22 protein-coding genes are annotated in these 22,180 nt (G+C 47.0%); 4 read left to right on the top strand and 18 right to left on the bottom strand.

Annotation, left to right across the window (positions count from 1 at the left end):
• Window positions 1–25 precede the first annotated feature (25 nt).
• Window positions 26–361 (top strand): NifU family protein, encoded by a 336-nt coding sequence (locus NYE28_RS16815; protein WP_169510385.1) that lies wholly within the window; start codon window positions 26–28, stop codon window positions 359–361.
• 40 nt (window positions 362–401) lie between these two features.
• Here the strand turns inward: NYE28_RS16815 and NYE28_RS16820 are convergent, their stop codons facing one another.
• From NYE28_RS16820 to yutH, 5 genes are all read right to left on the bottom strand, one after another.
• Window positions 402–2,378: a S9 family peptidase gene (locus tag NYE28_RS16820; protein ID WP_342490174.1), complete on the bottom strand. Its 1,977-nt coding sequence runs from the start codon at window positions 2,376–2,378 to the stop codon at window positions 402–404.
• A 102-nt stretch (window positions 2,379–2,480) separates the two neighbouring features.
• Window positions 2,481–3,410 (bottom strand): homoserine kinase, encoded by a 930-nt coding sequence (gene thrB / locus NYE28_RS16825; protein WP_025285215.1) that lies wholly within the window; start codon window positions 3,408–3,410, stop codon window positions 2,481–2,483.
• The gene (thrC, locus tag NYE28_RS16830; protein ID WP_342490485.1) at window positions 3,407–4,465 is read right to left on the bottom strand and encodes a threonine synthase; all 1,059 of its coding nucleotides are present in this window, start codon (window positions 4,463–4,465) and stop codon (window positions 3,407–3,409) included. Before thrC ends, thrB begins: the two co-directional genes overlap by 4 nt.
• Window positions 4,465–5,766 (bottom strand): homoserine dehydrogenase, encoded by a 1,302-nt coding sequence (locus NYE28_RS16835; protein ID WP_003151938.1) that lies wholly within the window; start codon window positions 5,764–5,766, stop codon window positions 4,465–4,467. The genes thrC and NYE28_RS16835 overlap by 1 nt, the downstream gene beginning before the upstream one ends.
• A gap of 201 nt (window positions 5,767–5,967) precedes the next feature.
• Entirely contained in the window at window positions 5,968–6,984 is a 1,017-nt protein-coding gene (gene yutH, locus NYE28_RS16840) for a spore coat putative kinase YutH (protein ID WP_342490175.1), read from the bottom strand.
• A 154-nt stretch (window positions 6,985–7,138) separates the two neighbouring features.
• Here yutH and NYE28_RS16845 point away from each other — a divergent pair, with 154 nt between their 5' ends.
• Window positions 7,139–7,639, top strand: coding sequence for a phosphatidylglycerophosphatase A (locus tag NYE28_RS16845; RefSeq protein ID WP_003151934.1), 501 nt, complete (start codon window positions 7,139–7,141; stop codon window positions 7,637–7,639).
• Window positions 7,640–7,666: 27 nt separating this feature from the next.
• Here the strand turns inward: NYE28_RS16845 and NYE28_RS16850 are convergent, their stop codons facing one another.
• The 4 genes from NYE28_RS16850 to lipA form a co-directional block, all read right to left on the bottom strand.
• Window positions 7,667–8,437, bottom strand: a complete 771-nt coding sequence (locus NYE28_RS16850; RefSeq protein ID WP_007408728.1) for a TIGR01457 family HAD-type hydrolase — start codon at window positions 8,435–8,437, stop codon at window positions 7,667–7,669.
• A 33-nt stretch (window positions 8,438–8,470) separates the two neighbouring features.
• The gene (locus tag NYE28_RS16855) at window positions 8,471–8,905 is read right to left on the bottom strand and encodes a DUF86 domain-containing protein (RefSeq protein ID WP_007408729.1); all 435 of its coding nucleotides are present in this window, start codon (window positions 8,903–8,905) and stop codon (window positions 8,471–8,473) included.
• 25 nt (window positions 8,906–8,930) lie between these two features.
• The gene (locus tag NYE28_RS16860; RefSeq protein WP_003151928.1) at window positions 8,931–9,206 is read right to left on the bottom strand and encodes a YutD family protein; all 276 of its coding nucleotides are present in this window, start codon (window positions 9,204–9,206) and stop codon (window positions 8,931–8,933) included.
• 216 nt (window positions 9,207–9,422) lie between these two features.
• Window positions 9,423–10,319 (bottom strand): lipoyl synthase, encoded by an 897-nt coding sequence (lipA, locus tag NYE28_RS16865; RefSeq protein WP_003151923.1) that lies wholly within the window; start codon window positions 10,317–10,319, stop codon window positions 9,423–9,425.
• Between the two features lie 202 nt (window positions 10,320–10,521).
• Here lipA and lytH point away from each other — a divergent pair, with 202 nt between their 5' ends.
• A complete protein-coding gene (gene lytH, locus NYE28_RS16870; RefSeq protein WP_015418142.1) occupies window positions 10,522–11,499 on the top strand; it encodes an L-Ala--D-Glu endopeptidase in 978 nt (325 codons plus the stop codon).
• A 37-nt stretch (window positions 11,500–11,536) separates the two neighbouring features.
• Here the strand turns inward: lytH and yunB are convergent, their stop codons facing one another.
• The 6 genes from yunB to NYE28_RS16900 all read right to left on the bottom strand — a co-directional run bounded on the left by yunB (window position 11,537) and on the right by NYE28_RS16900 (window position 17,343).
• Window positions 11,537–12,295, bottom strand: coding sequence for a sporulation protein YunB (gene yunB / locus NYE28_RS16875; protein WP_032869768.1), 759 nt, complete (start codon window positions 12,293–12,295; stop codon window positions 11,537–11,539).
• A 126-nt stretch (window positions 12,296–12,421) separates the two neighbouring features.
• Window positions 12,422–13,816, bottom strand: coding sequence for a bifunctional UDP-sugar hydrolase/5'-nucleotidase (locus NYE28_RS16880; protein ID WP_150941386.1), 1,395 nt, complete (start codon window positions 13,814–13,816; stop codon window positions 12,422–12,424).
• A 17-nt stretch (window positions 13,817–13,833) separates the two neighbouring features.
• Window positions 13,834–14,655 carry a sulfite exporter TauE/SafE family protein gene (locus tag NYE28_RS16885; protein WP_007613562.1) on the bottom strand — a complete coding sequence of 274 codons (822 nt, stop codon included), beginning with the start codon at window positions 14,653–14,655 and terminating at the stop codon, window positions 13,834–13,836.
• 19 nt (window positions 14,656–14,674) lie between these two features.
• Entirely contained in the window at window positions 14,675–15,526 is an 852-nt protein-coding gene (locus NYE28_RS16890; protein ID WP_014418802.1) for a DUF72 domain-containing protein, read from the bottom strand.
• Window positions 15,527–15,552: 26 nt separating this feature from the next.
• Window positions 15,553–15,906 carry a hypothetical protein gene (locus NYE28_RS16895; RefSeq protein ID WP_007408736.1) on the bottom strand — a complete coding sequence of 118 codons (354 nt, stop codon included), beginning with the start codon at window positions 15,904–15,906 and terminating at the stop codon, window positions 15,553–15,555.
• A gap of 72 nt (window positions 15,907–15,978) precedes the next feature.
• Complete coding sequence (locus NYE28_RS16900; RefSeq protein WP_322544349.1) at window positions 15,979–17,343, bottom strand: allantoinase; 1,365 nt, start codon at window positions 17,341–17,343, stop codon at window positions 15,979–15,981.
• Window positions 17,344–17,523: 180 nt separating this feature from the next.
• Here NYE28_RS16900 and NYE28_RS16905 point away from each other — a divergent pair, with 180 nt between their 5' ends.
• The gene (locus NYE28_RS16905; RefSeq protein WP_052827809.1) at window positions 17,524–19,119 is read left to right on the top strand and encodes a PucR family transcriptional regulator; all 1,596 of its coding nucleotides are present in this window, start codon (window positions 17,524–17,526) and stop codon (window positions 19,117–19,119) included.
• Between the two features lie 307 nt (window positions 19,120–19,426).
• On the opposite strand, the gene NYE28_RS16910 is transcribed toward NYE28_RS16905, so the two are convergent.
• The 3 genes from NYE28_RS16910 to NYE28_RS16920 all read right to left on the bottom strand — a co-directional run bounded on the left by NYE28_RS16910 (window position 19,427) and on the right by NYE28_RS16920 (window position 22,126).
• Window positions 19,427–20,554 (bottom strand): Rap family tetratricopeptide repeat protein, encoded by a 1,128-nt coding sequence (locus tag NYE28_RS16910; RefSeq protein ID WP_174737200.1) that lies wholly within the window; start codon window positions 20,552–20,554, stop codon window positions 19,427–19,429.
• Window positions 20,555–20,993: 439 nt separating this feature from the next.
• Window positions 20,994–21,395, bottom strand: coding sequence for a hypothetical protein (locus tag NYE28_RS16915; protein ID WP_342490176.1), 402 nt, complete (start codon window positions 21,393–21,395; stop codon window positions 20,994–20,996).
• Window positions 21,392–22,126, bottom strand: a complete 735-nt coding sequence (locus NYE28_RS16920) for a hypothetical protein (protein WP_342490177.1) — start codon at window positions 22,124–22,126, stop codon at window positions 21,392–21,394. Before NYE28_RS16920 ends, NYE28_RS16915 begins: the two co-directional genes overlap by 4 nt.
• Window positions 22,127–22,180 lie beyond the last annotated feature (54 nt).

The following is a 22,180-nucleotide window of genomic DNA, read 5'->3' on the forward strand; positions in this document are numbered from 1 at the left end:
AAACGGTTTTTATGTTCAAGTTTAAATATGCTATAATGGGGAAAGCAGCTTTGCAAACCAAACATTAGATTTTTACCGTTACTGTGAATATAATGGTTTTATGTATATGAAAGGAGCGAATCTCATGACTGAGGTTGAAATGAAAGAGCAAGTACAGGAAGTATTGGATAAATTACGCCCGTTTCTGCTTCGTGACGGCGGTGACTGTGAGCTTGTTGACGTAGACGAAGGCATTGTAAAGCTTCGCCTCCTTGGCGCATGCGGCAGCTGCCCAAGTTCAACGATTACGCTGAAAGCCGGAATCGAACGCGCCCTTCTTGAAGAAGTACCGGGTGTCGTTGAAGTAGAACAAGTATTTTAATCATAAAACCAGGCTGCATTACAGCCTGGTTTTTTATTTTTTACAAATAGTCATCGAACCATGAACAAATATAACGGATGCGTTTCATCCGCTGTTCCGGATGGCCGCTTCTCGACAGCTCATGCGTGGCTTTCGGAAACCGGATGAACGACGTCGTTTTGTTCAGTTTCTTCAATGCGGTAAAGAGCTGCTCCGCCTGCTCTATCGGACAGCGGTCATCTCGCTCACCATGCAGGATCAAAAGCGGCGTCGAAACGCGGGACGCATATTTTACAGGAGAACGATCCCAAAGCTTATCCGCTTCCTCAAACAAATCATGTCCGAGCTGCCAGTCGGTAAAAAAGAAGCCGATATCGCTGACACCGTGGAAGCTGAACCAATTTGAAATGGAGCGCTGCGTGACGGCTGCTTTAAAACGGCCGGTCTGCCCGACAATCCAATTTGTTATAAACCCTCCGTAGCTTCCGCCCGTCACACCGAGACGGCCGCTGTCAATAAACGGATACGCCTGAACGGCTTCATCCACCGCCTGCATGACATCACGGTAATCTCCGCCTCCGTAATCACCCCTGACACGATTGACAAAATCCTGCCCGTAGCCGTGGCTTCCTCTCGGGTTGACATACACGACAGCATATCCTTGTGCGGCCAGCACTTGGAATTCGTGAAAATACGTATGGCCGTACATCATGTGAGGCCCGCCGTGTATGTATAGAATGAGCGGATAAGTTTGATCCTCTTCAAAAACGGCGGGCTTTAAAAACCAGCCGTTTACCGTCAGCCCGTCCTTTGTTTCATATTGCAGCTTTTCCGGCACGGATATGATGCGCTCCTCAATAAACCGATCATTGTCGGATGTCAATTGCTTCTCTTCCCCATCTTCGAGCGAAATGCTGTAAAGCTCGGAAGGCTGTGCGGGTTTGGCAATAACAGCGATACAGCTTTTCTGATCAGGATGAAAAGCAAAACCGTTCACATACTCTTCTTCTAGTCGGATCGGATATACGAGGCCGTCAATCGAGATATAATAAATACCGGTGCTTCCCTGCTCGCTCCCGAGAACGTAAAAACCCTGCCCGTCGTTTGTCCATACCGGCCGGGGCGTCACTCCTCCTATGATTGAATCCGCAATCAGCGCATCGCTCAAATGAACATCCAGCATGTCGGTCAGGCAGGACAGCCGCTCAGTTTTCACGTCGTACAGCCACGCTTTCTCTAAAGTCGCATTGCGAAATTCATTTTCATGGCCCAGCATCGCGATATAAGAACCGTCCGGTGAAAACACGCAGGAACCGAAAGAACCGCGGTGCGGCGTAATCTGCTTCAGGCTTCCATCCGCCAGATTCATCAGATAGACATCGCTCGGCTTTCCGGCGTCACCCGGCTCGCATAAATTGGCGGTAAACGCAAGCTGCCTGCCATCCGGTGAAAAGGCCGCGCCATAATGATCCGCTTCATGATCCGTCAGCTGCCGAATCTCCCCCGTTTCAAGATGAATCAGCACAAGCTGGGCCCAGCTTCCGTTCAGCAGGCCTTTCCCGTCACGTTTATATGTTAATGACTGAATGTCAACCGGCTCATACTCGTCATGCTTCTTTTTTTCTTTCTCATCGGCGCGCTCCGCTGATGTCAGACTGACGGACACAAGCACGGATCTGCCGTCGGGCGCCCATATCGGATCTGATACGCCCCAAGGAATATCGGCCGCCTGCTCCGCCTCTCCTCCGGCAGCGTTGATGATGTACAGCTGAGGGACGCCGTTCTCCCTGTCAGAAACAAAGGCGAGGCGCCGTCCGTCAGGTGACCACCGCGGACTTGTATTTCTGTTGTCCCCGAAAGTCCACGGGTTTGAGATGCCGGATTCTGTGTCATATACCATAATGGCTGAGGAATAGGAATCACGCTTATGATTGACTGTTGTCCGGACGTAAGCGGCTCTTCTGCCGTCAGGGGCATATTGCGGGTCTGTCACGGATACGAGAGTCGCAATGTCCTCCTCGGTTATGAGTTTTTTCAATCGTTTCTCCTCCTTTTCTTTTTTATTTCGCTTCCCTAAATAAAAATCCTTCTCCAGAAAAAGAAAGCGTCCTTCTCTGATGGGAAGAACGCTTTTTTATCATTATACACTTTTCACCTGTTCTAAAGGATTCCGTTCAATTACGCTTCCTTCTGACGGGACGGTAAGCGCCGCAATCTCACAGTGGGGGAAATGCTCAGAAAGCTGTTTTCTCAGCTCTTCTCCCTTTCCTTTTTCAATCAGGACAAGAATCGTCGGTCCCGCTCCGCTCAGCGCCGTTCCGTAAGCGCCTTTCATTTCGGCCGCATGTTCCACCTTTGAAAGCTCAGGAACAAGCATGGCGCGGTACGGCTGATGGAGGATGTCTTTTCTCATCATTTTCCCGGCGAGCGCCCAGTCATTTGACATGATCGCAGCAACGAGAAGGTTGCTGACGGCGCTTGCTTTAACGGCGTGCCGGTAAGGCAGCTCTTTCGGGAGCACGTCTCTTGCGTCCCTGGTCAGAACTTCGTAAAACGGAATCACTGCCACAACGTCGATATCCGCTTCGGCAACACGCACGATATGTGTTTCATCTTCTTCGTGAAGGCCGATCACAAGCCCTCCTGCAAGAGAAGCAGCGGCATTATCAGGGTGTCCCTCTTCAAGACTGGCTAAGTGCAGCTTGTCGCTTTCAGACAGCTGCAGGCCGCATAACTCATCCGCAAGCTCAATGGCGGCGACGATAGCGGCCGCGCTGCTTCCGAGACCCCGTGCAAGGGGGATGTCACTCCATACTTTGACATGGGCGGGCGGCAGCTCTTTCTGATAGCGGTCAGCCGTCCGTTTGGCGACTTGATAGATGAGGTTGTCCGTTCCTTGAGGGATGCCCGCGACAGTTTCGGTTTCCGCCGAGAACTGCCATTCATCGTTTCGGAAAACCGAAAGCTTCAAGTACCTGCTGAGCGCCATCCCGATGGAATCAAACCCAGGCCCTAAGTTGGCGGTGCTTCCCGGAACCGTAATGGAAAACAGCATCTCCGCCTCATTCATACACGCGCCGCTCCATTTAAGTATTCCAGGATACTGTCCTCATCTGTCGGCAGCGTAATCGGTTTTATGTCAGATACGTCTACAGCCGTGTTCGGATCTTTCAGGCCGTTTCCGGTCAAAACTGCGACAACCTTGCTGCCTTTTGGAATTTCACCGGATTTTACCTGTTTCAAAACGCCGGCGATGGATGCACAGGAGCCCGGTTCGGCAAACACGCCTTCTTCACGGGCAATCAGCTGATAAGCGTGAAGAATGTCTTCATCTGTGACTTCATCAATTTTTCCGGCTGATTCTTCCGCAGCGAGCACCGCTTTGTCCCAGCTGGCAGGATTCCCGATTCGGATTGCCGTCGCAACGGTCTCTGGATTTTTAATGACTTCGCCGCGGACGATAGCCGCAGAACCTTCCGCCTCAAAACCGCGCATCTTCGGAAGTCCGGTGCCGTTTTTCTCATGGTATTCTTTGAACCCTTTCCAGTAGGCCGTGATATTCCCGGCGTTTCCTACCGGGATCGCCAGAATGTCCGGCGCTTCGCCGAGCTGTTCGCATACTTCAAAGGCCGCTGTTTTTTGCCCTTCAATCCGGTAAGGGTTTACTGAATTCACTAATGCAATCGGTGATTTTTCGCAAATCGACCGGACGATGGCCAGCGCGTCGTCAAAGTTTCCGTCAATCGCGATGATTTCCGCACCGTACATGACGGCCTGCGCAAGTTTTCCGAAGGCGATTTTTCCGTCCGGGATGATGACGATGCATTTCATGCCGGCTCTCGCCGAGTATGCCGCAGCTGCCGCGGATGTGTTCCCTGTAGAGGCGCACATGATGGTATCATTGCCTTCTTCTTTCGCTTTGGCGACCGCCATGACCATGCCGCGGTCTTTAAAGGATCCCGTCGGATTAACGCCCTCTGTTTTCACATGCAGTTCAATTCCGAGCTTTTCGGAAAGTTTCGGCAGGTGAATCAGCGGCGTGTTGCCTTCATGCAATGTCAGGGCCGGCGTCTGATCCGTCACCGGCAGAAATTCTTTATATTGATGGATGAGTCCTTTCCACATTAGCTCCAACCGTTCCCTTCTACGCGATATGTGCTTTTTACTTCTTGTACGACTTCGAGGTCATTTAAGTTTTGCAGAATGTCACTGAAATCTTCTTCCGATGTATGATGCGTGACGATGACGATTTCCGCGAGGTCGTCATGGCCTTTGATCGGCAGCTGCAGAATTTTTTCAAAGCTGACGCCGCGCTCTGAGAAGGCCGATGTGATTTTTGAAAAAGAGCCGACCTGGTCTTTGACGTGAATTCTTAAAAACTGCTGGGCATAGATATCAGACGGCTGCTTCAGATTTCTTTCAAACTGCGGGGCGACAAAGCTGTTTCCGTTTACGCCGAGACGCATGTTTTTCATGACCGCGACCAGATCGGAAACGACCGATGTCGCAGTCGGCATGCTTCCGGCTCCGGGGCCGTAAAACATCGTTTCGCCGACGGCTTCTCCGTACACGTAAACGGCATTAAACTCGTTATGCACCGCAGAGAGCGGATGATGATCCGGGAGCAGTGTCGGCTGAACGCTGACTTCGATTTTATTGTCATCACGCTGGGCGATGCCGATCAGCTTCATCGTATAGCCGAGCCGTTTGCTGAAGCTGATGTCTTCATCCGTTATCCGAGAAATTCCTTTTACTTTGACATCGTCCAGATCGACATTCATAGAGAAGCCGAGACGGGCTAAAATCGCCATCTTGCGCGCGGCATCGAGCCCTTCTACATCGGCGGTCGGGTCCGCTTCCGCGAATCCGAGATCCTGCGCTTCCTTCAGCACTTCTTCATACGGGCTTTTTTCTTTAATCATTTTCGTTAAGATGAAGTTTGTCGTTCCGTTGACGATTCCCATCATTTTTGTGATCCGGTCAGAGGAAAGGCCTTCTTCGAGCGTGCGTAAAATCGGGATTCCGCCGGCGACACTCGCTTCATAATACAAGTCACAGCCATTTTCCTTTGCGGCGGCTAAAAGCTCTGACCCGTATACGGCGATCAGATCTTTATTTGCGGTCACAACATGTTTTTTCGCTTTCAAGGCATCAAGAAGATATTGCTTCGTCTGTTCGACACCGCCGATGACTTCAATAATCACGTCGACTTCAGGGTCATCGATCACATCATAGACCTCTGTCGTCAGCACTTCTTTCGGCAGATCTGCGTCTCGTTTTTTATCAATATCTTTAACTAGCACTTTTTTGATCGTCACCGGACAGCCGACCTGGTGCATAAGCTTATCCTGATGATCTTGTATAATTTTGACGACTCCGCTTCCCACGGTTCCCAGTCCTAACAGTCCAATACGAATCGCTTCCAAAGAGAAACTCCACCTTTCTTCCTTTTGTCCACTAGAAAAGGACAATTGTTAACCCTTCACAGACATTTAAGTTACAAATATTATATAAGCCCGCATTTGTTTTGACAAGCGGCTGAATATTGTTTCTACGGCTATGAAAACGCTTAACACACTGATATGACAAGATTCCCTATTTTCTAAATATTTTTACGTCATATTTTCTTACGAACTGATTCCTTTCCCGAGCCACGCCACAGGCGGGACAAAAACCTGCGCCGACCTGACATTCATCATGTTGTGACATGTCTGTAAAAACTGTTCATAGCGGGTGCAGTCGGCAAGAATGTAGTCAAGCTGCTCTTCGTAATACTGTTTTTCAGAATCATGAGAAATGTAATAGCTCTCCACCGTCTCGAAGAAATGGAGCGGAAACAGCAGGCGGCTGTAAAACAGGCGTTTGGAAAAGGAGGATAACGGCGTAATTTGCTCATATTCCTGCAGAAACAAAAAACCATCTTTGAGCAGGTCGTCACGATGATACAAATATGTGCTGCGCATATATTCCGCAATATCACGGGCGGCATGGTCGAATACCCAATCGCCCGGAATGCGGATCAATGATTCCTCCGACCAGGTATCCCGTTCCATCCGCTGATGGCAGATTGTCCCCGAGTCTTCTGCGCCGGGATTGTCATCCAGCTCCGTATCCACTAAATATTGAATGGCGTTTTCCGCTAAGCCTGAATAATAAGGAAATGCTTCGATCATTTTCTTTTCGAACGGTTCAAGCGGAGACATATGAATTTTTTGCATCCAGAATGATTCCAGCTGATCCACCCGTTTTCCCCATAAGTCCTTCCATTGGCCGATCCTGCCCGCTTCTTTCACTTCGTACGGAAAACCCCGCCCTTTTCTGTGAAATTCGGCAAGCTCCCCTCCGACGGAAAACGACCGGTTTGAGACGGGAATCAGCGCTTTTAAGAGCGCATACGTTTTGCCTTCGTCCTCAAAGGTCAGTTCTCCTTCCTTCGTAAAGATAAACACTGAAACGTATGGGTCACTTTGTTCTTGTAAATACTGACTCATGTAGTAAAGCTCCGTCAGCTCTGATTGCGAAAACCCGGAAACGGGAATTATAAGAAAGAAGGAATTGGGCGTCTGGAAGCATTGGTATTTCTGATAAACGGAGAGCTGTCTGACGTGGATGCCGTACTTTTCTTTAATGATGCTTTTCATCATAATCACCTGCCTGAAAAATTAGAGCTATTCACATCGTAGTCATACGCCGGCGGAATTATGAATACATATTGTAATCCTTTGAATCAAGTGGAGAAACATCGTACACATCGGAAGAGTGTTGTATAAACTAGTAAAAAAAGATTGGGTGAAGCAAATGTCAGAAAAGGAACAACTGAATCAGGTGGAAGCTGTCGCCAGGGCGCGTTTAAAAGAACGGGGGGTTGAGACGGACGATATTGCCGAGCTGGTGTATTTCCTTCAAAAAAAATATCATCCTGATTTGACGATGGAGGTATGCAGGCTCAATGTGGACCGTGTCATCGCAAAACGTGAGGTGCAAAACGCCATTTTAACGGGAATAGAATTAGATGTGCTCGCCGAACAAAAAAAGCTGTCTGAACCGCTTCAGACCATTCTGGCGATTGATGAAAGCCTGTATGGGGTTGACGAGGTGCTCGCCTTCTCTATCGTGAATATATACGGCTCAATCGGCTTTACGAATTACGGCTACATTGACAAAGAAAAACCCGGTATTCTCGGGCGGTTAAATGATAAATCTACGGGCGAATGCCATACGTTTCTTGATGATATCGTCGGCGCAATCGCAGCAGCGGCTTCAAGCCGGCTTGCTCACAGCGCAAGAAATACAGAATAAGGACGGCCGTCATGGCCGTCCCTTTTTTTATAGATGTTCAATCCATTCGGTTAAAGAGTCAATCGCATATGTCGGCTTTTGGCCGTAATCTGCCATATGCTCACGCTTTGTCACTCCGGTGTGAACCAGCAGCGTATCCATGCCCGCATTGATGCCGGCCATAATATCCGTTGCATAGTTATCGCCGACCATGAGTGTTTCGGAAATATCCGTTCCGAGCACACGCATCGCCTGTTCCATAATTATGGATTCAGGCTTACCGATAAAGACAGGCTCAACGCCCGTTGACACCGTCAAAACGGATGTGAGCGAACCGTTCCCTGGTAAAAGTCCTCTTTCAGTCGGAATGGCGACGTCGCCGTTTGTTGAAATGAACCGGGCGCCGTTTCTGATCGCAAGGCATCCCGTTGCCAACTTTTCATATGTAATGCCGCGGTCGATTCCCACAACGACAAAGTCCGCGTTTTCTTCTCCGAAGCTCAGCCCGTTTTCTTCAATGGCCTGACGGATGCCTTCTTCGCCGATCACATACACCGACGCGTCTTTTTTCTCCTGGGCGATATGCTGCGCAGTCGCCATGCTCGTCGTGAAGACCTGCTCTTCAGATGCCGGAATGTCAAAGCTCATCAGCTTGTCCGCCACCTGCTTCGGCGTCCGGGAAGAATTGTTCGTCACGAATAAATACGGAATGCCGCGCGCTTTAAGCGTTCTCACGAATTCACACGCTTCTTCGATTTTTTCCGTCCCGTTGTACATTGTGCCGTCCAAATCTATCAAATATCCTTTATAATCCTTCATACTCAACACTCCTGTGGATTTTCTCACTCGTTGTTATTTAAATGCGGAAACAGGCCCTAATTCTGTTTCCAGATAGGTTCTTACACGGGCCGGAAAGGCTTTCAGCACATCTCTGTTTGACGTGATCAGCGTAAACAGCTCTTGATAATCGGCGTGCTGATATTCCTGGACAAGCTGCTTTCTGGAAGAGATCAGTTGCTTCAGCTTATTTCCTTCATCCTCAGCTACCACCTTTTCATCCGTCAGAATATCCATGATGTCGTCATAACTGCCCGGATCGCGCATGATAAAGCCGTCAATCATATCATTTCCGACATCGAGAATGCATTCGATCATAAGATGGCTGATCCGCTCAAGCGCCCTTTTTTCGATCTCGCTCTCCCATGCAGGCGTGCTGTCAAACAGCGCCAGCTGGGTCTCAAAAAAACGGAGTGTTTGTTCGATATTATTTCTGTCAACAAAATACACGTGACAGCATCCCCTTCTGCATCAATTATTTTCTGATTCGTTTTAAAACAAAATACGCGCAGCCGAAATTGCAGTATTCGTAAATGTATTCGTCCAATGTGCTGATTTTCGTTTCAAAGGTTGCTTTTTGATTCTGGTCATCAAAGAAGCCTTTGAGCCGCAGCTGACTGTATCCCCAGTCTCCCACAATGTAATCATATTTATTTAATATGTCTGAATAGCGGGCTTTGAACGCTTCTTCATTAAAGCCGTTTTTAAAATCGTGTACGAGTTCAAACTCGGCATTTTGAATAAGAATCATGTCTTCACCTCTTTTATCACTCTTTACTATCATAATTCATTGACTTCTGTCCATCAATTGCAAAATGAGACGGTTCGGACGGACGGAGAATTTTTCCTCTTTATATCCAGTGTAGCGGTTCAGACGATCCTTATTCAAGAATGATTTTTCCCTGCAAAAACGGCTCCATCACAAAAAACCCAAAACCTGCGGCGTTTTGGGTTTTTTCGGCTTATCTTATGCTTGGGCCTGGCGTTTTTTAGACGCTTCGTTCACTTGTTCATCCGCATGGTAGGAAGAACGGACAAGCGGGCCTGCTTCACAGTGGCTGAAGCCTTTTTGCATCGCGATTTCTTTCAGTTCGGCAAATTCGTCCGGATGATAATATTTTTGGACTTTTAAATGTTTTTTCGACGGCTGCAGGTATTGGCCGATCGCCATGATGTCGACATTGTTCGCAAGCAGGTCGTCCATCACTTCAATAATTTCTTCCTTCGTTTCGCCGAGACCGATCATAATGCTTGATTTCGTCGGGATGTCAGGCTGCATTTCTTTCGCACGGCGCAAGAATTCCAAAGAACGGTCATATGTTGCGCGGGCCCGGACTCTCGGTGTCAGGCGGCGGACGGTTTCAATGTTGTGGTTCAGAATATCAGGACGGGTATCCATTAATGTTTTCAGGTTGTCGTAATTTCCGCCCATATCGGATGGCAGCACTTCAATTGTCGTGAACGGACTTTTTCTGCGGATCGCCCGGACCGTTTCCGCAAAGACGCCTGCTCCGCCGTCTTTCTGATCATCACGCGCTACGGCCGTGATGACGGCGTGTTTTAAATTCATCAGCGCGACGGAATCAGCTACGCGTTCCGGTTCCTGCAGATCCAGCTCGGTCGGCAGACCCGTTTTTACAGCGCAGAAGCGGCATGCTCTCGTACAGACGGAACCGAGAATCATGAACGTCGCCGTACGTCTGACAGCCCAGCATTCATGGATGTTCGGGCATTTTGCTTCTTCACATACGGTATGCAGATTATTTTCACGCATTAATTTTTTCAGACCCGTATAGTTTTCATTCGTGTTCAGCTTTATTTTGAGCCATTCCGGCTTTCTCAGATGCTCGTCTTTCTTTGCCATTTCCCCATCATCTCCATTATCCCTTTATTCATGTTCGTGTGCGAAAAATTTCTATTTCACGATGGATATAAAACTTGCGGATTTCTATTCAATAGTCACTTTAACATAGGAAAAATTTCTCGACAAGGGAAGAGAATTACTTACATTTTCTCGGATTGTTGCCGCAAACTATTTGTATTCAATCCTGAAAGGAGATCATGTTGTGAAAGTTCTGTTATCTGCTCTTCTCCTTTTTTCAGTTTTCTGTCCGGCCGCAAGCGGGAAAGAACAATCGGCTCCTGTTTACGGCGAACGGATGCAGTTGTACCGCAAAGCCGAAGCAGTCACGCAGATTCCTTGGTATGTGCTTGCGGCAGTTGATCAATATGAAGAAAATGTCCGCTCAAACCGAAAGGATCTGCCGGAAAAAGCGGGAATCATCAGCATTTATATTCCGGATCATTTGTGGAGCGGCCCTGAAAATCCAAATCCTAAGGACGATGCGCCTCTCAGCATTAAAGTATTTGACGGGATCGGCCTGGACGGCGACGGCGACGGAAAAGCCGAGGTAAGCAATGATGAGGATATCCTTTATACATTTGCTCAGTATTTAGCGGGATTCGGAACCGATCTTGACCATATCCGCATCGGTCTCTGGAATTATTACCGCCGTGATCAGACGGTCGGCATTATCACCGAATTCATGACACTGTTTAAAACGTTCGGCCGCCTTGATCTCGGAGAGCACGCTTTTCCGCTTCCCGTGAAGACGGATTACAGCTACCGCAGCACATGGGGCGCCGCACGGGGTTTCGGCGGGCGCCGGATTCACGAAGGAACGGATCTGTTCGCTCATTACGGGCTCCCCGTCAGATCAACCTGCTACGGTATTGTTGAAATGAAGGGCTGGAACCGTTTCGGCGGCTGGAGAATCGGCATCAGGGATATCAATAACACGTATCACTACTTCGCTCACCTGAACGGCTTTGCAAAAGGTGTGCATAAAGGCCAGATCGTCAAACCCGGAGAGGTGATCGGCTCTGTCGGCAGTTCCGGGTACGGACCGCCGGGCACCGCGGGAAAATTCCCGCCGCATCTTCACTACGGGATGTATAAAGATAACGGCAGATCGGAATGGTCTTTTGATCCGTATCCCCATTTAAGGGCATGGGAACGAAAAGAAATCCGCAGGAAAAAGTAAACACACAGCCGCCAGGAAAGATTGCGGCTGTGTGTTTTTATTTATCTTTCTTCTGTTTTTCACTCGGCAGCTGGACGGAAGGCGTCACACCTGACCCGCCGCTTCCGTTATAAAACTGCGGCACCTCTCCTTGAATCGCTTTAATGGAGACCGGAATATTATTTGTCACGACTGATGTCTTACTGGCAAACGGAATAATGACCTTCACTTTTATTTCCACAAAAATACTGATATCGATAAGGGCATTGTTAATGCCGTACGGCTTTATTTTTGTTTTCACATCAGTTAACGCATCACCGATCAGGTTAAAGCGCACGGGGATTTTCGGCCCCAGATTTCCGAGAATGCTGTTTCCCGTGACCTGCCCTAAGGGAATATCGATCATAATTTCATCGGCCGTTTTCGCGCCTTTTTCTGTTTCACGCTGCTTATTGTTCGACTCCGCTTCCTTCAGATGAGCCTGAAGCTGCTTTGTCACTTTCGCCTTCATACTGTTGACCATTTGTGTATTAAAATCCATCGTTGTGACTTTTCCGTTTTCATCCGTTTTCATATCGACCATATCTTTCACATTGTCGCTGTGAGACATGTATTCTTCAATGGATTCCGTAATGACCTCTGTCGCCACCCGTTTGGTTTCCATTTCTCCTATGTTCATCAGCACCGGTTTGATTGAGGAGTTGATCATCCAAAGGCTGATGACCGTCGATATGATAAAAAAAGCAAACGACAGAAGAAGCACATATCGAAAAGGCAAAGGCCCTCTCTTGCGAAGAGCGCTCCGGTATCTAGGCAAGAAAAATCCCCCCTTACATATCACAATGTATGCTTGTAAGAGGGGACATAGTATTTTATTTTCACTCTTAAAAAGTCCCGCTTTCACTCATTCGGGTGAAATGGAACGGCGGGCAGCTACATGACATTACGGCTGCTGCGCGAGCTTCCAGGCGAGCAGATCCCTTAAAAACTCCGGCATAAAGTATTGCTTTTCTTTTGAATCGCGGATGTAAGGGAACAGCTTTCCGAGTGTAAACATATCGAGAACGGCAACCGAGTATATCCGCTCCGGATCAATCTCTTCTCCGTTCACTTTCACATTGAGGAGATGCGTCACACCGTCTTCAAGAATGCCGGCCTCTGCCTCCGCTCCGGCATATACCATCCTGCCCATCACTTCCCCGCGGAAGCCGAGGCCTTTAATCCGCAGCTGCTCCATTTGTTCCGAGGCGGCCTGGCTGATTGTTTCCTGAAGTTCTCTGCCTGAAAGACGAACGGCCACCGGATTGATCGGATGAGGGCAGATACGGTGCAGATCAAGCTTTGTGACAGGCCCCTTCTGTAAAGGCCCCAAAATAACGCCTGAATTCACCATGCTGACTTCACAGCCGCACCAGCTTTTCAGCGCTTCGGCTAATAGAAGCGGGAGGGGCGATTCCTCAAACCACTTCACGCCGGCTTCTTCCTTCAGGTTGGCGACTTGTTCGGAGAGCAGGTTTTCCGCTTCCCGTTCTTTCTCTTTCAGAAAAGCCGCCGTATCTTCAGATTCCCCTTGCCAATCAGCCATTTTCTGTACAGACGCCTGTTTGCTGACAATGGTTCGTGATTCACTTTCTAATGTCAGCTCGACACAGCCGACATAGTTCCCGTATTTCTCCGCACATGCAAGCAATACACCGTTTATGTCTTGTCCGTCCTCAAGAAGGTGGTGCGTATGTGATTCAAGAATGACATCGATATCGGGAAATTTTTCCGCTGCGGCCCGGTCATCGATCAGGCCTAAATGAGAAAGCAGAATGATGATATCCGCTTTGCCCTTGATATCGTCAAGTGATTCTTGAATGCTTTTTTCCGCATCCGTCACCGTCCAGCCGAGTTTTTGATAGACGGGATAATACGGCACCGTGACGCCGAGTATGCCGGCGGTCATCCCGTTTTTCAGCGTTTTGATCACGTAGGGCTCGGCCCATTCCGGGCGCTGTCCGTCCGCGTCAAACAGGTTAGACACAATGACGGGAAACGCGGCATGGGTATATAAATCCGCCAGCTCATCGTGAGGCAGCGTAATTCCTTCATTATTCCCGACGGCAGCCGCATCGATCTCAAGCCGGTTTAACAAGTCGACATTCGCTTTGCCGAAGGTCGCTTCCGTTATCATTTGGAATCGGTCCATATGATCGCCGATGTCGAATACGAGTGTTTCCTCCCCGTCTTTTTCATGTTCATTTCTCTTCTGCTCAATATAATGTACGATTTTCGGCCAATTTTCGAAATGGCTGTGCAAATCATTCGTATGATATAAACGGAGCTTCTCTAACATACCATCTCTCCTACCTTTTAGCTGAATATCCCTTGATAAATCAATTCACAGCCGATCAAAATCAAGACGACCCGCATGAAAAGCACGATCGTTTTCGTCTGCACCCGCTTATTAACCCACGCGCCCATTTTGCCGCCGAACCACGCGCCCGGAACGAGGCACAGCGCATACAGCCAATTGACATGGCCCTCTGCGATATGTGACACGGAACCCGTCACGGAGGATAAGAAAATAATGAGCATTGACGTCGCCACAGCCACTTTCGGCGGGAACAAAAATAACAGCATCATGGCCGGAACCATAAGAGAGCCGCCGCCAATGCCGAAAAGACCGCCCAATAAACCGACGAAAAAGGCAATCACGATACCGGTGAAAATACGGTACGAATATGTATAAAGCTCACCCGATTCATCCTCATATGTCCGGATCATGCCTTTATGCGCTTTATTGACCGGTTTTGCTTTCGCCTTCAGCATTAATGTAATGGAAATCAAAATCATAAAAAGTCCGAACCAGACGGAAAACGTATGCGCATTAAAAAGTTTAGACAAATACGCGCCGATGATGCTTCCCGGGCCGGAACCGATAAAAAAGATCAGTCCGCTTTTGTAGTCAACGGTTTTATATTTCATATAGGCCAGAGTTGATGACAGGCCCGTAAAAATAATCACCAAAAGGGACGTGCCGATGGCAGTCTGCGGTGTTACGTCATGGAAAAACGGAGTCATCGTGCTTAAATAGAGCATTGCCGGCACGATGATAATTCCTCCCCCAAGCCCGATCAGGCTGCCGACCGTTCCCGCGATAAATCCTAATATGATCAAAATAAGATAAGACATGTGTCTTGAAACCTCTTTTCTAGCTGAATAGGTCGAGCTGCTTCGGAGCAAGCCCGGTATATGAGATATCTAACATTTCAAGCATCTCAAGGCCGTTATCGGCGGCGTCTCCGCCTGAGTTATTGTTGAAGAGCACATACAGATTGCGCGACTGCTTTTTCAGCTCCTGAAGATTGTTTTTCCAATCTTTGAGCTCCTGTTTGTTATAGCGGTATAAATATCTGACCTCACGCCAGTTTTGTCCGCCGTCTGGTTTGATCCAGCCCTGCTTGTTCCGCCCGTGAAAACGGACAAGCGTTTTTTCTTCATCCGTTGCTTTCAGGACGGTCGGAATGCTGCCCTCGCCGATTTGCGGCTCGTCACATATGCTGTGAATCCAGCCTTCCTCCTTCATAAAGGAAAGCGTCTGTTCATAAAATGGCGGGGAAAACCAAGACCGGTTGCGGAATTCAAGCGCGCACGGAATATCGCCCATCTGCTGCCTGCACCATCTTAAATATGCGACGTTTTCTTTCTTGCAGTCAAACCACGGCGGGAATTGGAACAGCACCATGGCAAGCTTTCCATGCTCTATATACGGCGATAATGACAGCTTAAACGCCTCAAACATTTCTTCCTTCGATTCAAAGGGAATATCGCCGCGCTGATGGCCCGTCATTCCTTGATATGCCTTAATGACAAATTGAAAAGATTCCGGCGTCTCTTTGACCCATCTTTCATTATTGCGGGCGGGCTGTATCGCGTAAAAGCTCGCGTCCAGCTCAACGATGGGAAAATGGGAGGAATACGCCTGCAGTTTTTGCGGGCCCGCTGTTTTAGGCGGATAGATGCTGTCATGATCCCCCCACCCCGTCAGTCCGATATAAATCACAATCCTTCACCTCTCACTCTAGTTTATCACAGGTGTTTTTCTCTTTCTGTTTCCATGTTTTTTCTGAATGCACTTTTCAGGAACCGGTATTGATGTTCATTGGTGTCCGAAAATGCCTCATCCCTGGATGAAAGAATGTGCTGATAGACGATCGGCTCTGAAAACTGACCGCTCGTGAAATCATATATCTCCCCGTCTATCCGGTTATAAAAATGCCAGCTTGTGCCGGTTTTTGTTTTGAGAATGTCACCGCCGTAAACATCTTGGATGACTAAAGCCGTCACGCCGCACTGGCCTTTGGCCGGGCAATCTTCCGTCCATTTTGTACTAGTCTTGCGCGACCAGGATGCCGTTAATATGTTCAAGATTTGATCATACAATGTGTTTTACTCCTTTTTATAAAAAGATACCACGAGACCCGCTTTCCAAACGACAAAAAAAGCCGATTCTCATCAGAGAATCGGCTCTTTTATTTCAGAAGGCTTCAGGAATGTTCCGAAAGCCCCGCTCTGCTTACGGCCGCCATCCTGATACACACAGCGTCCCTTGCTGTAGGTCGCAGCAATTCGGTATGGAAAGGTGCGGCCTTCATACAGGCTTTGCTTATGTTTGGAAAACATCGTTTCTTTTGTGACGGTAAAAGGTTCCGGCCGGACGATGGCAAAATCAGCGTCAAATCCTTCTTCAAGCAGGCCTTTATTCGTTAACCCGAAGCGCTTGGCCGGTGCTTCGGCCGTCCATCGGGCCACATGTTCAAACGGAATCCCATGATCGATCGCTAATTGAATCATGCCGAGAAGCGTAAATTGGCCTCCGCTGATCCCGCCCCACGACAGGAACATATTATCCTCGCGTTTCAAAGACGGATGACAGGGAGAATGATCCGAAGACACCATATCAATCAGGCCCTCTGCCAAAACCCCGATCAATTCCTCTTTATCAGCCTCTGAGCGGAGCGGCGGAGCGCATTTGGCGGCCGCCCCTTTTTTGAGGAAGTCTTCAAAGCTGAATAATAAGTAGTGCGGACACGTTTCAACGGTGACATCCAATCCGTCTTTTTTCGCCTGCTGAATGGAGAGCACGGCCCGTTTCGTGCTGATATGTACAAAATGAAGCGCGCATCCCGTCGCTCTTGCATATTCAATCGCCCGCTGCACAGCCTCGCATTCGGCCTCTTCCGGACGGGAGGAAGCGTAAGCGCGGACATCAATTTTCCCTTGGAGCGCGTACTCGGCTTCAAGGAATCGGGTGAGGGCGTCGCTTTCTGCGTGCAGGGCCAAAACCTTGCCGCACGCCGCGATTTCCTTCATTCCCTTTAAAAGAGTCCGTTCATCGGCTGATTGAAATTCATCCGTTCCCGATTTAGACAGAAACGCTTTAAACCCGATTGCCCCCGCTTCTGCCATCGGCCGGATATGTTCGGTATACCCGGGCATCAAACCGCCCCAAAGCGCAAAATCAACCGCTGACTTCCGTTCGGCGATTTCCGCCTTTGCCAGCAGGTTTTCAGCAGTTACCGTCGAAGGAATGCAGTTAAGCGGCATATCAAAATAAGCCGTACAGCCGCCGGCAGCCAGCATGTTTGAGCCGGTTTCAATGCCTTCCCATTCTTCTCGGCCGGGTTCATTGAAATGGACGTGACAATCGACCGCGCCCGGAAACACATACATGCCGTCCGCCTGCACCACTTGTTCCGCGTTTTCGTCAATGCCGGGTCCGATCAAGGCAATTTTCCCGTCCTTGACGGCGATATCAGCCCGCTCTGTTCCGCCTTTTCGCACAGCTTTCGCACCCTTTACAATTATGTCATAGGCCATTTTATCTTCCTCCCTGTAAGGATGACGATTTTTCTGTCAGTATTTATCACAACATGCGTCTATGATTGCCAGTTTACTGCTACTATGATCGTAATACATCAGTAAAACCGCTATAATTTTTGATGATTTTTATTCATATTAACCAATGGTTGTCTTTAGAACCTGAAAGGAGACTGACTGATGAACATTTATGACGTGATGAAGATTCCCGCTTATGAGCGGGCCGCATTAATCGCAGGCAGATCCGGCGGCTGGAGGGAGGTGCAGCACGTCAACATGATGGATGCGCCGGACATCGCTGATTTTTTACATAAAAACGAATTGCTCGTCACCACGGCTTACCACTTGAAGGACCGCCCGCAGCTGTTGAAAGATTTGATCCGCCTCATGGCAAAACGGGGCTGCGCGGGACTGGGGATCAAAACGAAGCGTTATCTTAATGTCATTCCGAAAGATGCCGCGGAGCTTGCCGACCGGTATGAATTTCCGATTATTGAGCTGCCGGAAGACATCAGGCTCGGAGATATCGTCAACGCCACACTGAGCCATATTCTTGATATGCGTTCAAATGAGCTCCAGCAGGCCATTTACGCCCATAAAAAATTCACAAACCACATCATGAGCGGCAAAGGGCTGCAATCCCTGCTTAAGAAGCTCTCAGACATTCTCCGGCTTCCCGTGCTGCTTTTGGATCAGCATACAAAACTCTTATCATCGTCCCACCGCATACCCATTGACACGTCTTTATTGAAAAACATCTGTTATTCCCTTTCCGGGCCTTATTTCACTTGCTTTTCCATGCTGTCCGACAGAAAGGCGTATTCTGTCCTGCCGATTCTGAATGTTGAAAAAAACTGCGGTTATCTGGTGATACCGGAGCTGGTGCAGACCGCTGATAAAGGCATGATTTTGACTATTGAACAGGCGGCTAACGTCATTTCCTTTGAACTGCTGAAAGAAAATGCCGTCAAACAATTCAGCAGACGGGCGCGCAATGAATTTTTCAGCAATTTCATCGACCGCTCGTTTACCGGCCATGAAGAAATCAAAAGCCGCGCCAAAGAATTCCGGCTCCGCTGGGATCAGAAATACATGTGCATTTGCGGAAAGCTTGACCGAAATGAGAAAACGATCAGCTTTACCGAAAATCAGCTCGTTTCCGATCATGTATTTGATCTGCTTGAAGGGGAGCTGTCATCCTTTCCGTTTCCCCCTCATCTCTTTATTAAAGGAAATGTCGGTATTCTTTTAATTGAAGCGACAGACAGCTGGAATGAAATGCACGCGTCTGTCATCAGCTTTTTGGAGCAGTTTCAAAAGCAGGTCCGGACGCAGTTTAAACGGACTGTCTCCTTCGGCATCTCAAACATATGCCAAAAGCTGATCGACGTCCCTGACGCTTTTACTGAAGCTTCAGACGCCATTTCATCCGGGCATTTGTCCAGAAGCGCGGAGTTTATTCAAATCTATCATGCCAAAGACGTGCCGGAGCTGCTCCGCCTGCTTCCGGCGGAAGATGTGAAGAAGTTTTACGAAGCCACCCTCCAAAGCCTGGCCGACCGGCAAAAGGAGGACCAGAGCCTGCTTCATACGCTGTCTGTTTATCTGGAGACCCACTGCCAGATTTCAGAAACGGCTAAACGCCTGTACGTCCATCGAAATACGGTGATCTATCGTTTAGAAAAATGCGAGGAACTGCTCGGCAAAAGCTTAAAAGATCCGGAGACGACGATGCGCCTGCGGCTCGCGCTGAGAATGCAGCGGCTGATCGGTTAAGGAATCGTTAGAGACAGGGATGCGGGTGTTCTCCCGCATCCTATTTAAGGGGGATTGATTCAGCTTAATTCTCAAAAAATGCTGCCATCAACATCTGCTTCCATTGACATCATCAGCCGTTAGTTATGATTTTCAGCAGACTCTAATCTAAACTAAAAAAGCCTTTCCCGAAGAAAAGGCTTTTGCTGTTCAAGTCTGAAAACGATCCGAAGCAATTTGAAAGGTATCATGTGTTTTTTCCACTGTGTTCACACCCAATCCGCATACTAAAGATAACGACAGACCCAAAATAATGAAGATGCTTTTTTTAAAATTCATACAGGCATTCTCCCCTTTGAATTTGTGTTTGCGTATCTACCATTTTTTTATGATAAAAATAAGACGTTTCAAATTCCTTTGAATCTGCATAAATCGAAGCAGTTTCACAGGCGATGTCTTCAACATATGAATAATTCTTATTTTTCTCCAGGTATTCGATCGTATCGTTTATCCCTTGCTGATTCACAGCGTCTACATAAAGAGCTTTGAGATAGCCTTGTAGTGACTCAAAAAGCTTATCCCCTTGGGATACTGCTGCCGATAATCCTTTCTTACTCGCTTGCATTCCTTCAGCCATTTTCCCTTGTTTAAAAAGAACCTTCGCATAAGAAAACAAGGAATGAGGTAAGTTACTCAGCTTTGCTTTTTCTGTAATTTCAACAGCTTGTTTCAAGAAGTTTTCAGCCTGTGAATGTTCTCCCCTATCAGCGTAATTTGCACCCAAATTATAAAGAGCAGAACTAATCAACCTACTATTATCTAACTCTTTCGATAATTTAAGAGCCTTTTCAAGGTGCGGCTGACTCTTCTCATAACGTTTAAAATCACAATAATTCCCTGATATGACAAATAGACATTGAATTTTCCGGACCTTATACAACTCATACTGATCGTAAATATCGAGCGCTTGCTTTACGTGATGCATAGAGACGTGGCTTTGTTTCATACCGTAATATGCTTCAGCCAGTTTAAAATGAAACTCCGCTCTCTCAATTTCATCATGCACATGAACGAGTTGTTTTTCAGCCTCTCTATAAAAACCGATCGCCTTTACATACTGCTTTTGATCAAATTCATACATGCCGCGGAAAAATAAAGAATAATAGCACAGCAGGCCGGAAATTCCTTTATTTGATGCTTCGATTTTTTCCAACAGCTCGTCAATTGTCGGTCTCACACGGGTAGTCACCGGTTCTAAATAATCCAGCATGAGCTGATGGCGGAATTTCATGAGGGTGTAGTAAATCAGTAGATATTCGTCTTCTTCCATCTCATTTATTTCTTGTTCCACTTCCGCTTTCAAAATCTCCGCATCCGGAACACTGAACTGACGTATCATTTTGTACCATTCATTAATCTTAACGCCAACCTCCGATGATGGTAAAACAGAACTCACAAGGCCACTCCTCCTTTTATATAATATTCTAACATTTCCAAAATTATGTATGTCCGCAATAAAACCGCAAAATTTCATTCGTCTTGATCATAAATCTTGGTTTGAGTTTTAAGTCTACAACAAAAAAAGCAGTCCCTATGCAGCCTGCTTTTTTTGAGAAATTTATCTAAGATGAACATAAATAATGTGAATAATAGAGACATTATCAACATGTCTAGTATAGTTACATTAGAATTTTCTTTTACTAAGAAGAACCAGAGAAGCTGTAAAACGAAAGAAATCACAAAATACAATATGTACCTGATACTATTCATGTCAATCCATCCCTTCGCTTATCTTATTGCCCTTTACAGGGTAACTTGAACCATGCTGGAATCTCCCGGTAATGATGAGTATAATATATGCAGAATGTAACTGGAGCTGATCTAATCATCTCAACTTATTTTAAAATTTCAAAACGTGCAATTTCCCACTCTTTGTTTGCTTTTAGCGGGATTGTTTTTACCTTTTTGCCTGATTTCAAATCATAAGACGTGATATCTCCAAGCTTGTTATCACGCTGGATATCAAAGTTTTTGAGTAAAACATACATCTCTCTGTCATTGAATTGAACATCATTCATTAATTTGATATCATCCCCAGCATAAAAATCAAAAGATTTTTTCTTAACCATTTTTTTATCAAACACCTGCAGCTTCCCAGCAAAAGAAACAGCTAAGATGCTATCTTTTAATATTTTCAATTTTGCAGGATGAAACCCTTTCTCCATCTCGACTTCTTTTTTTACCTTAAGAGTCTCTCTGTCTATTAATATGAGCTTAGAATTCTCTTTCTCATTCACGTTATCATTAACTGCCAGTACAAATGTATTTCATCTAGAGCTTGGAATGCATCCTTTTCATCCATGAAGTATATCCCTTTATTCGGTATGGATGCCTTGTTCTCTTGCTTATTTGTCTCTGGGTTAATTGAAAGGATGGACATACTTTCTTCATCACTTGAAATAACATAAATTTTATTTTTAGCGACGATTGCTGATCCAAGTTCTCCGTCAAGCTTTATTTGTTTCTTGTTTTTTCGGCTGTTCCCCTTCCAATATACCAGTTCACTTTCCAGCCCTTTGTCTGTATATCCAACGTTAATGTCATGGATGATATAACCGTCAGAACTATTTATAAAGAAAGCACCTTCATCCTCAGTTGTTTTTGACAAACTCTTTTCATTTATTTTGTTTATTTTTCCGGTTTTATTGTCTATCATCAAGTGATTATTGCTTCTATTTGATAGAAAGAACGTATTATTTTTGTTATGTGAAGACATCGTGAAATTTATACCATCTTTCAATTCCAAGCTATCCATTTTAATACCATCTTCACCGTAAACCCCAATCTCACTTCCCCTATCTAAAGTGTTAGAAAAACCAACAATAAATTTTGCATTGTCAATATCCTTTAATACAGTCTTTTGATTGCTGCTTCTTTCCTCTTTTTCATTCCCAGTTGGGATGAGACCGCAAGAGGTTGTGACGATCAGTATGCAAATGAAAATAAACAGGGTTTTAAGTCTACTCATTTTTTTCCTCCCTATGAGATAGCAAAAAGCCTCCGGATACCCGGAGGCTTTTGA

Source organism: Bacillus sp. FSL R5-0443 (assembly GCF_038608285.1).
Lineage (GTDB): Bacteria > Bacillota > Bacilli > Bacillales > Bacillaceae > Bacillus > Bacillus velezensis.

Bases quoted from the DNA above. Each gene is read 5' to 3' on its own strand.
- NYE28_RS16860 (WP_003151928.1), bottom strand. From the start codon at position 9,206: ATGATTCTTATTCAAAATGCCGAGTTTGAACTCGTACACGATTTTAAA.
- NYE28_RS16905 (WP_052827809.1), top strand. From the start codon at position 17,524: ATGAACATTTATGACGTGATGAAGATTCCCGCTTATGAGCGGGCCGCA.
- lipA (WP_003151923.1), bottom strand. From the start codon at position 10,319: ATGGCAAAGAAAGACGAGCATCTGAGAAAGCCGGAATGGCTCAAAATA.
- thrB (WP_025285215.1), bottom strand. From the start codon at position 3,410: ATGAATGAGGCGGAGATGCTGTTTTCCATTACGGTTCCGGGAAGCACC.
- NYE28_RS16885 (WP_007613562.1), bottom strand. From the start codon at position 14,655: ATGTCTTATCTTATTTTGATCATATTAGGATTTATCGCGGGAACGGTC.
- NYE28_RS16880 (WP_150941386.1), bottom strand. From the start codon at position 13,816: ATGTTAGAGAAGCTCCGTTTATATCATACGAATGATTTGCACAGCCAT.
- thrC (WP_342490485.1), bottom strand. From the start codon at position 4,465: ATGTGGAAAGGACTCATCCATCAATATAAAGAATTTCTGCCGGTGACG.
- yutH (WP_342490175.1), bottom strand. From the start codon at position 6,984: ATGATGAAAAGCATCATTAAAGAAAAGTACGGCATCCACGTCAGACAG.
- NYE28_RS16845 (WP_003151934.1), top strand. From the start codon at position 7,139: ATGTCAGAAAAGGAACAACTGAATCAGGTGGAAGCTGTCGCCAGGGCG.
- NYE28_RS16900 (WP_322544349.1), bottom strand. From the start codon at position 17,343: ATGGCCTATGACATAATTGTAAAGGGTGCGAAAGCTGTGCGAAAAGGC.
- NYE28_RS16850 (WP_007408728.1), bottom strand. From the start codon at position 8,437: ATGAAGGATTATAAAGGATATTTGATAGATTTGGACGGCACAATGTAC.
- NYE28_RS16920 (WP_342490177.1), bottom strand. From the start codon at position 22,126: ATGAGTAGACTTAAAACCCTGTTTATTTTCATTTGCATACTGATCGTC.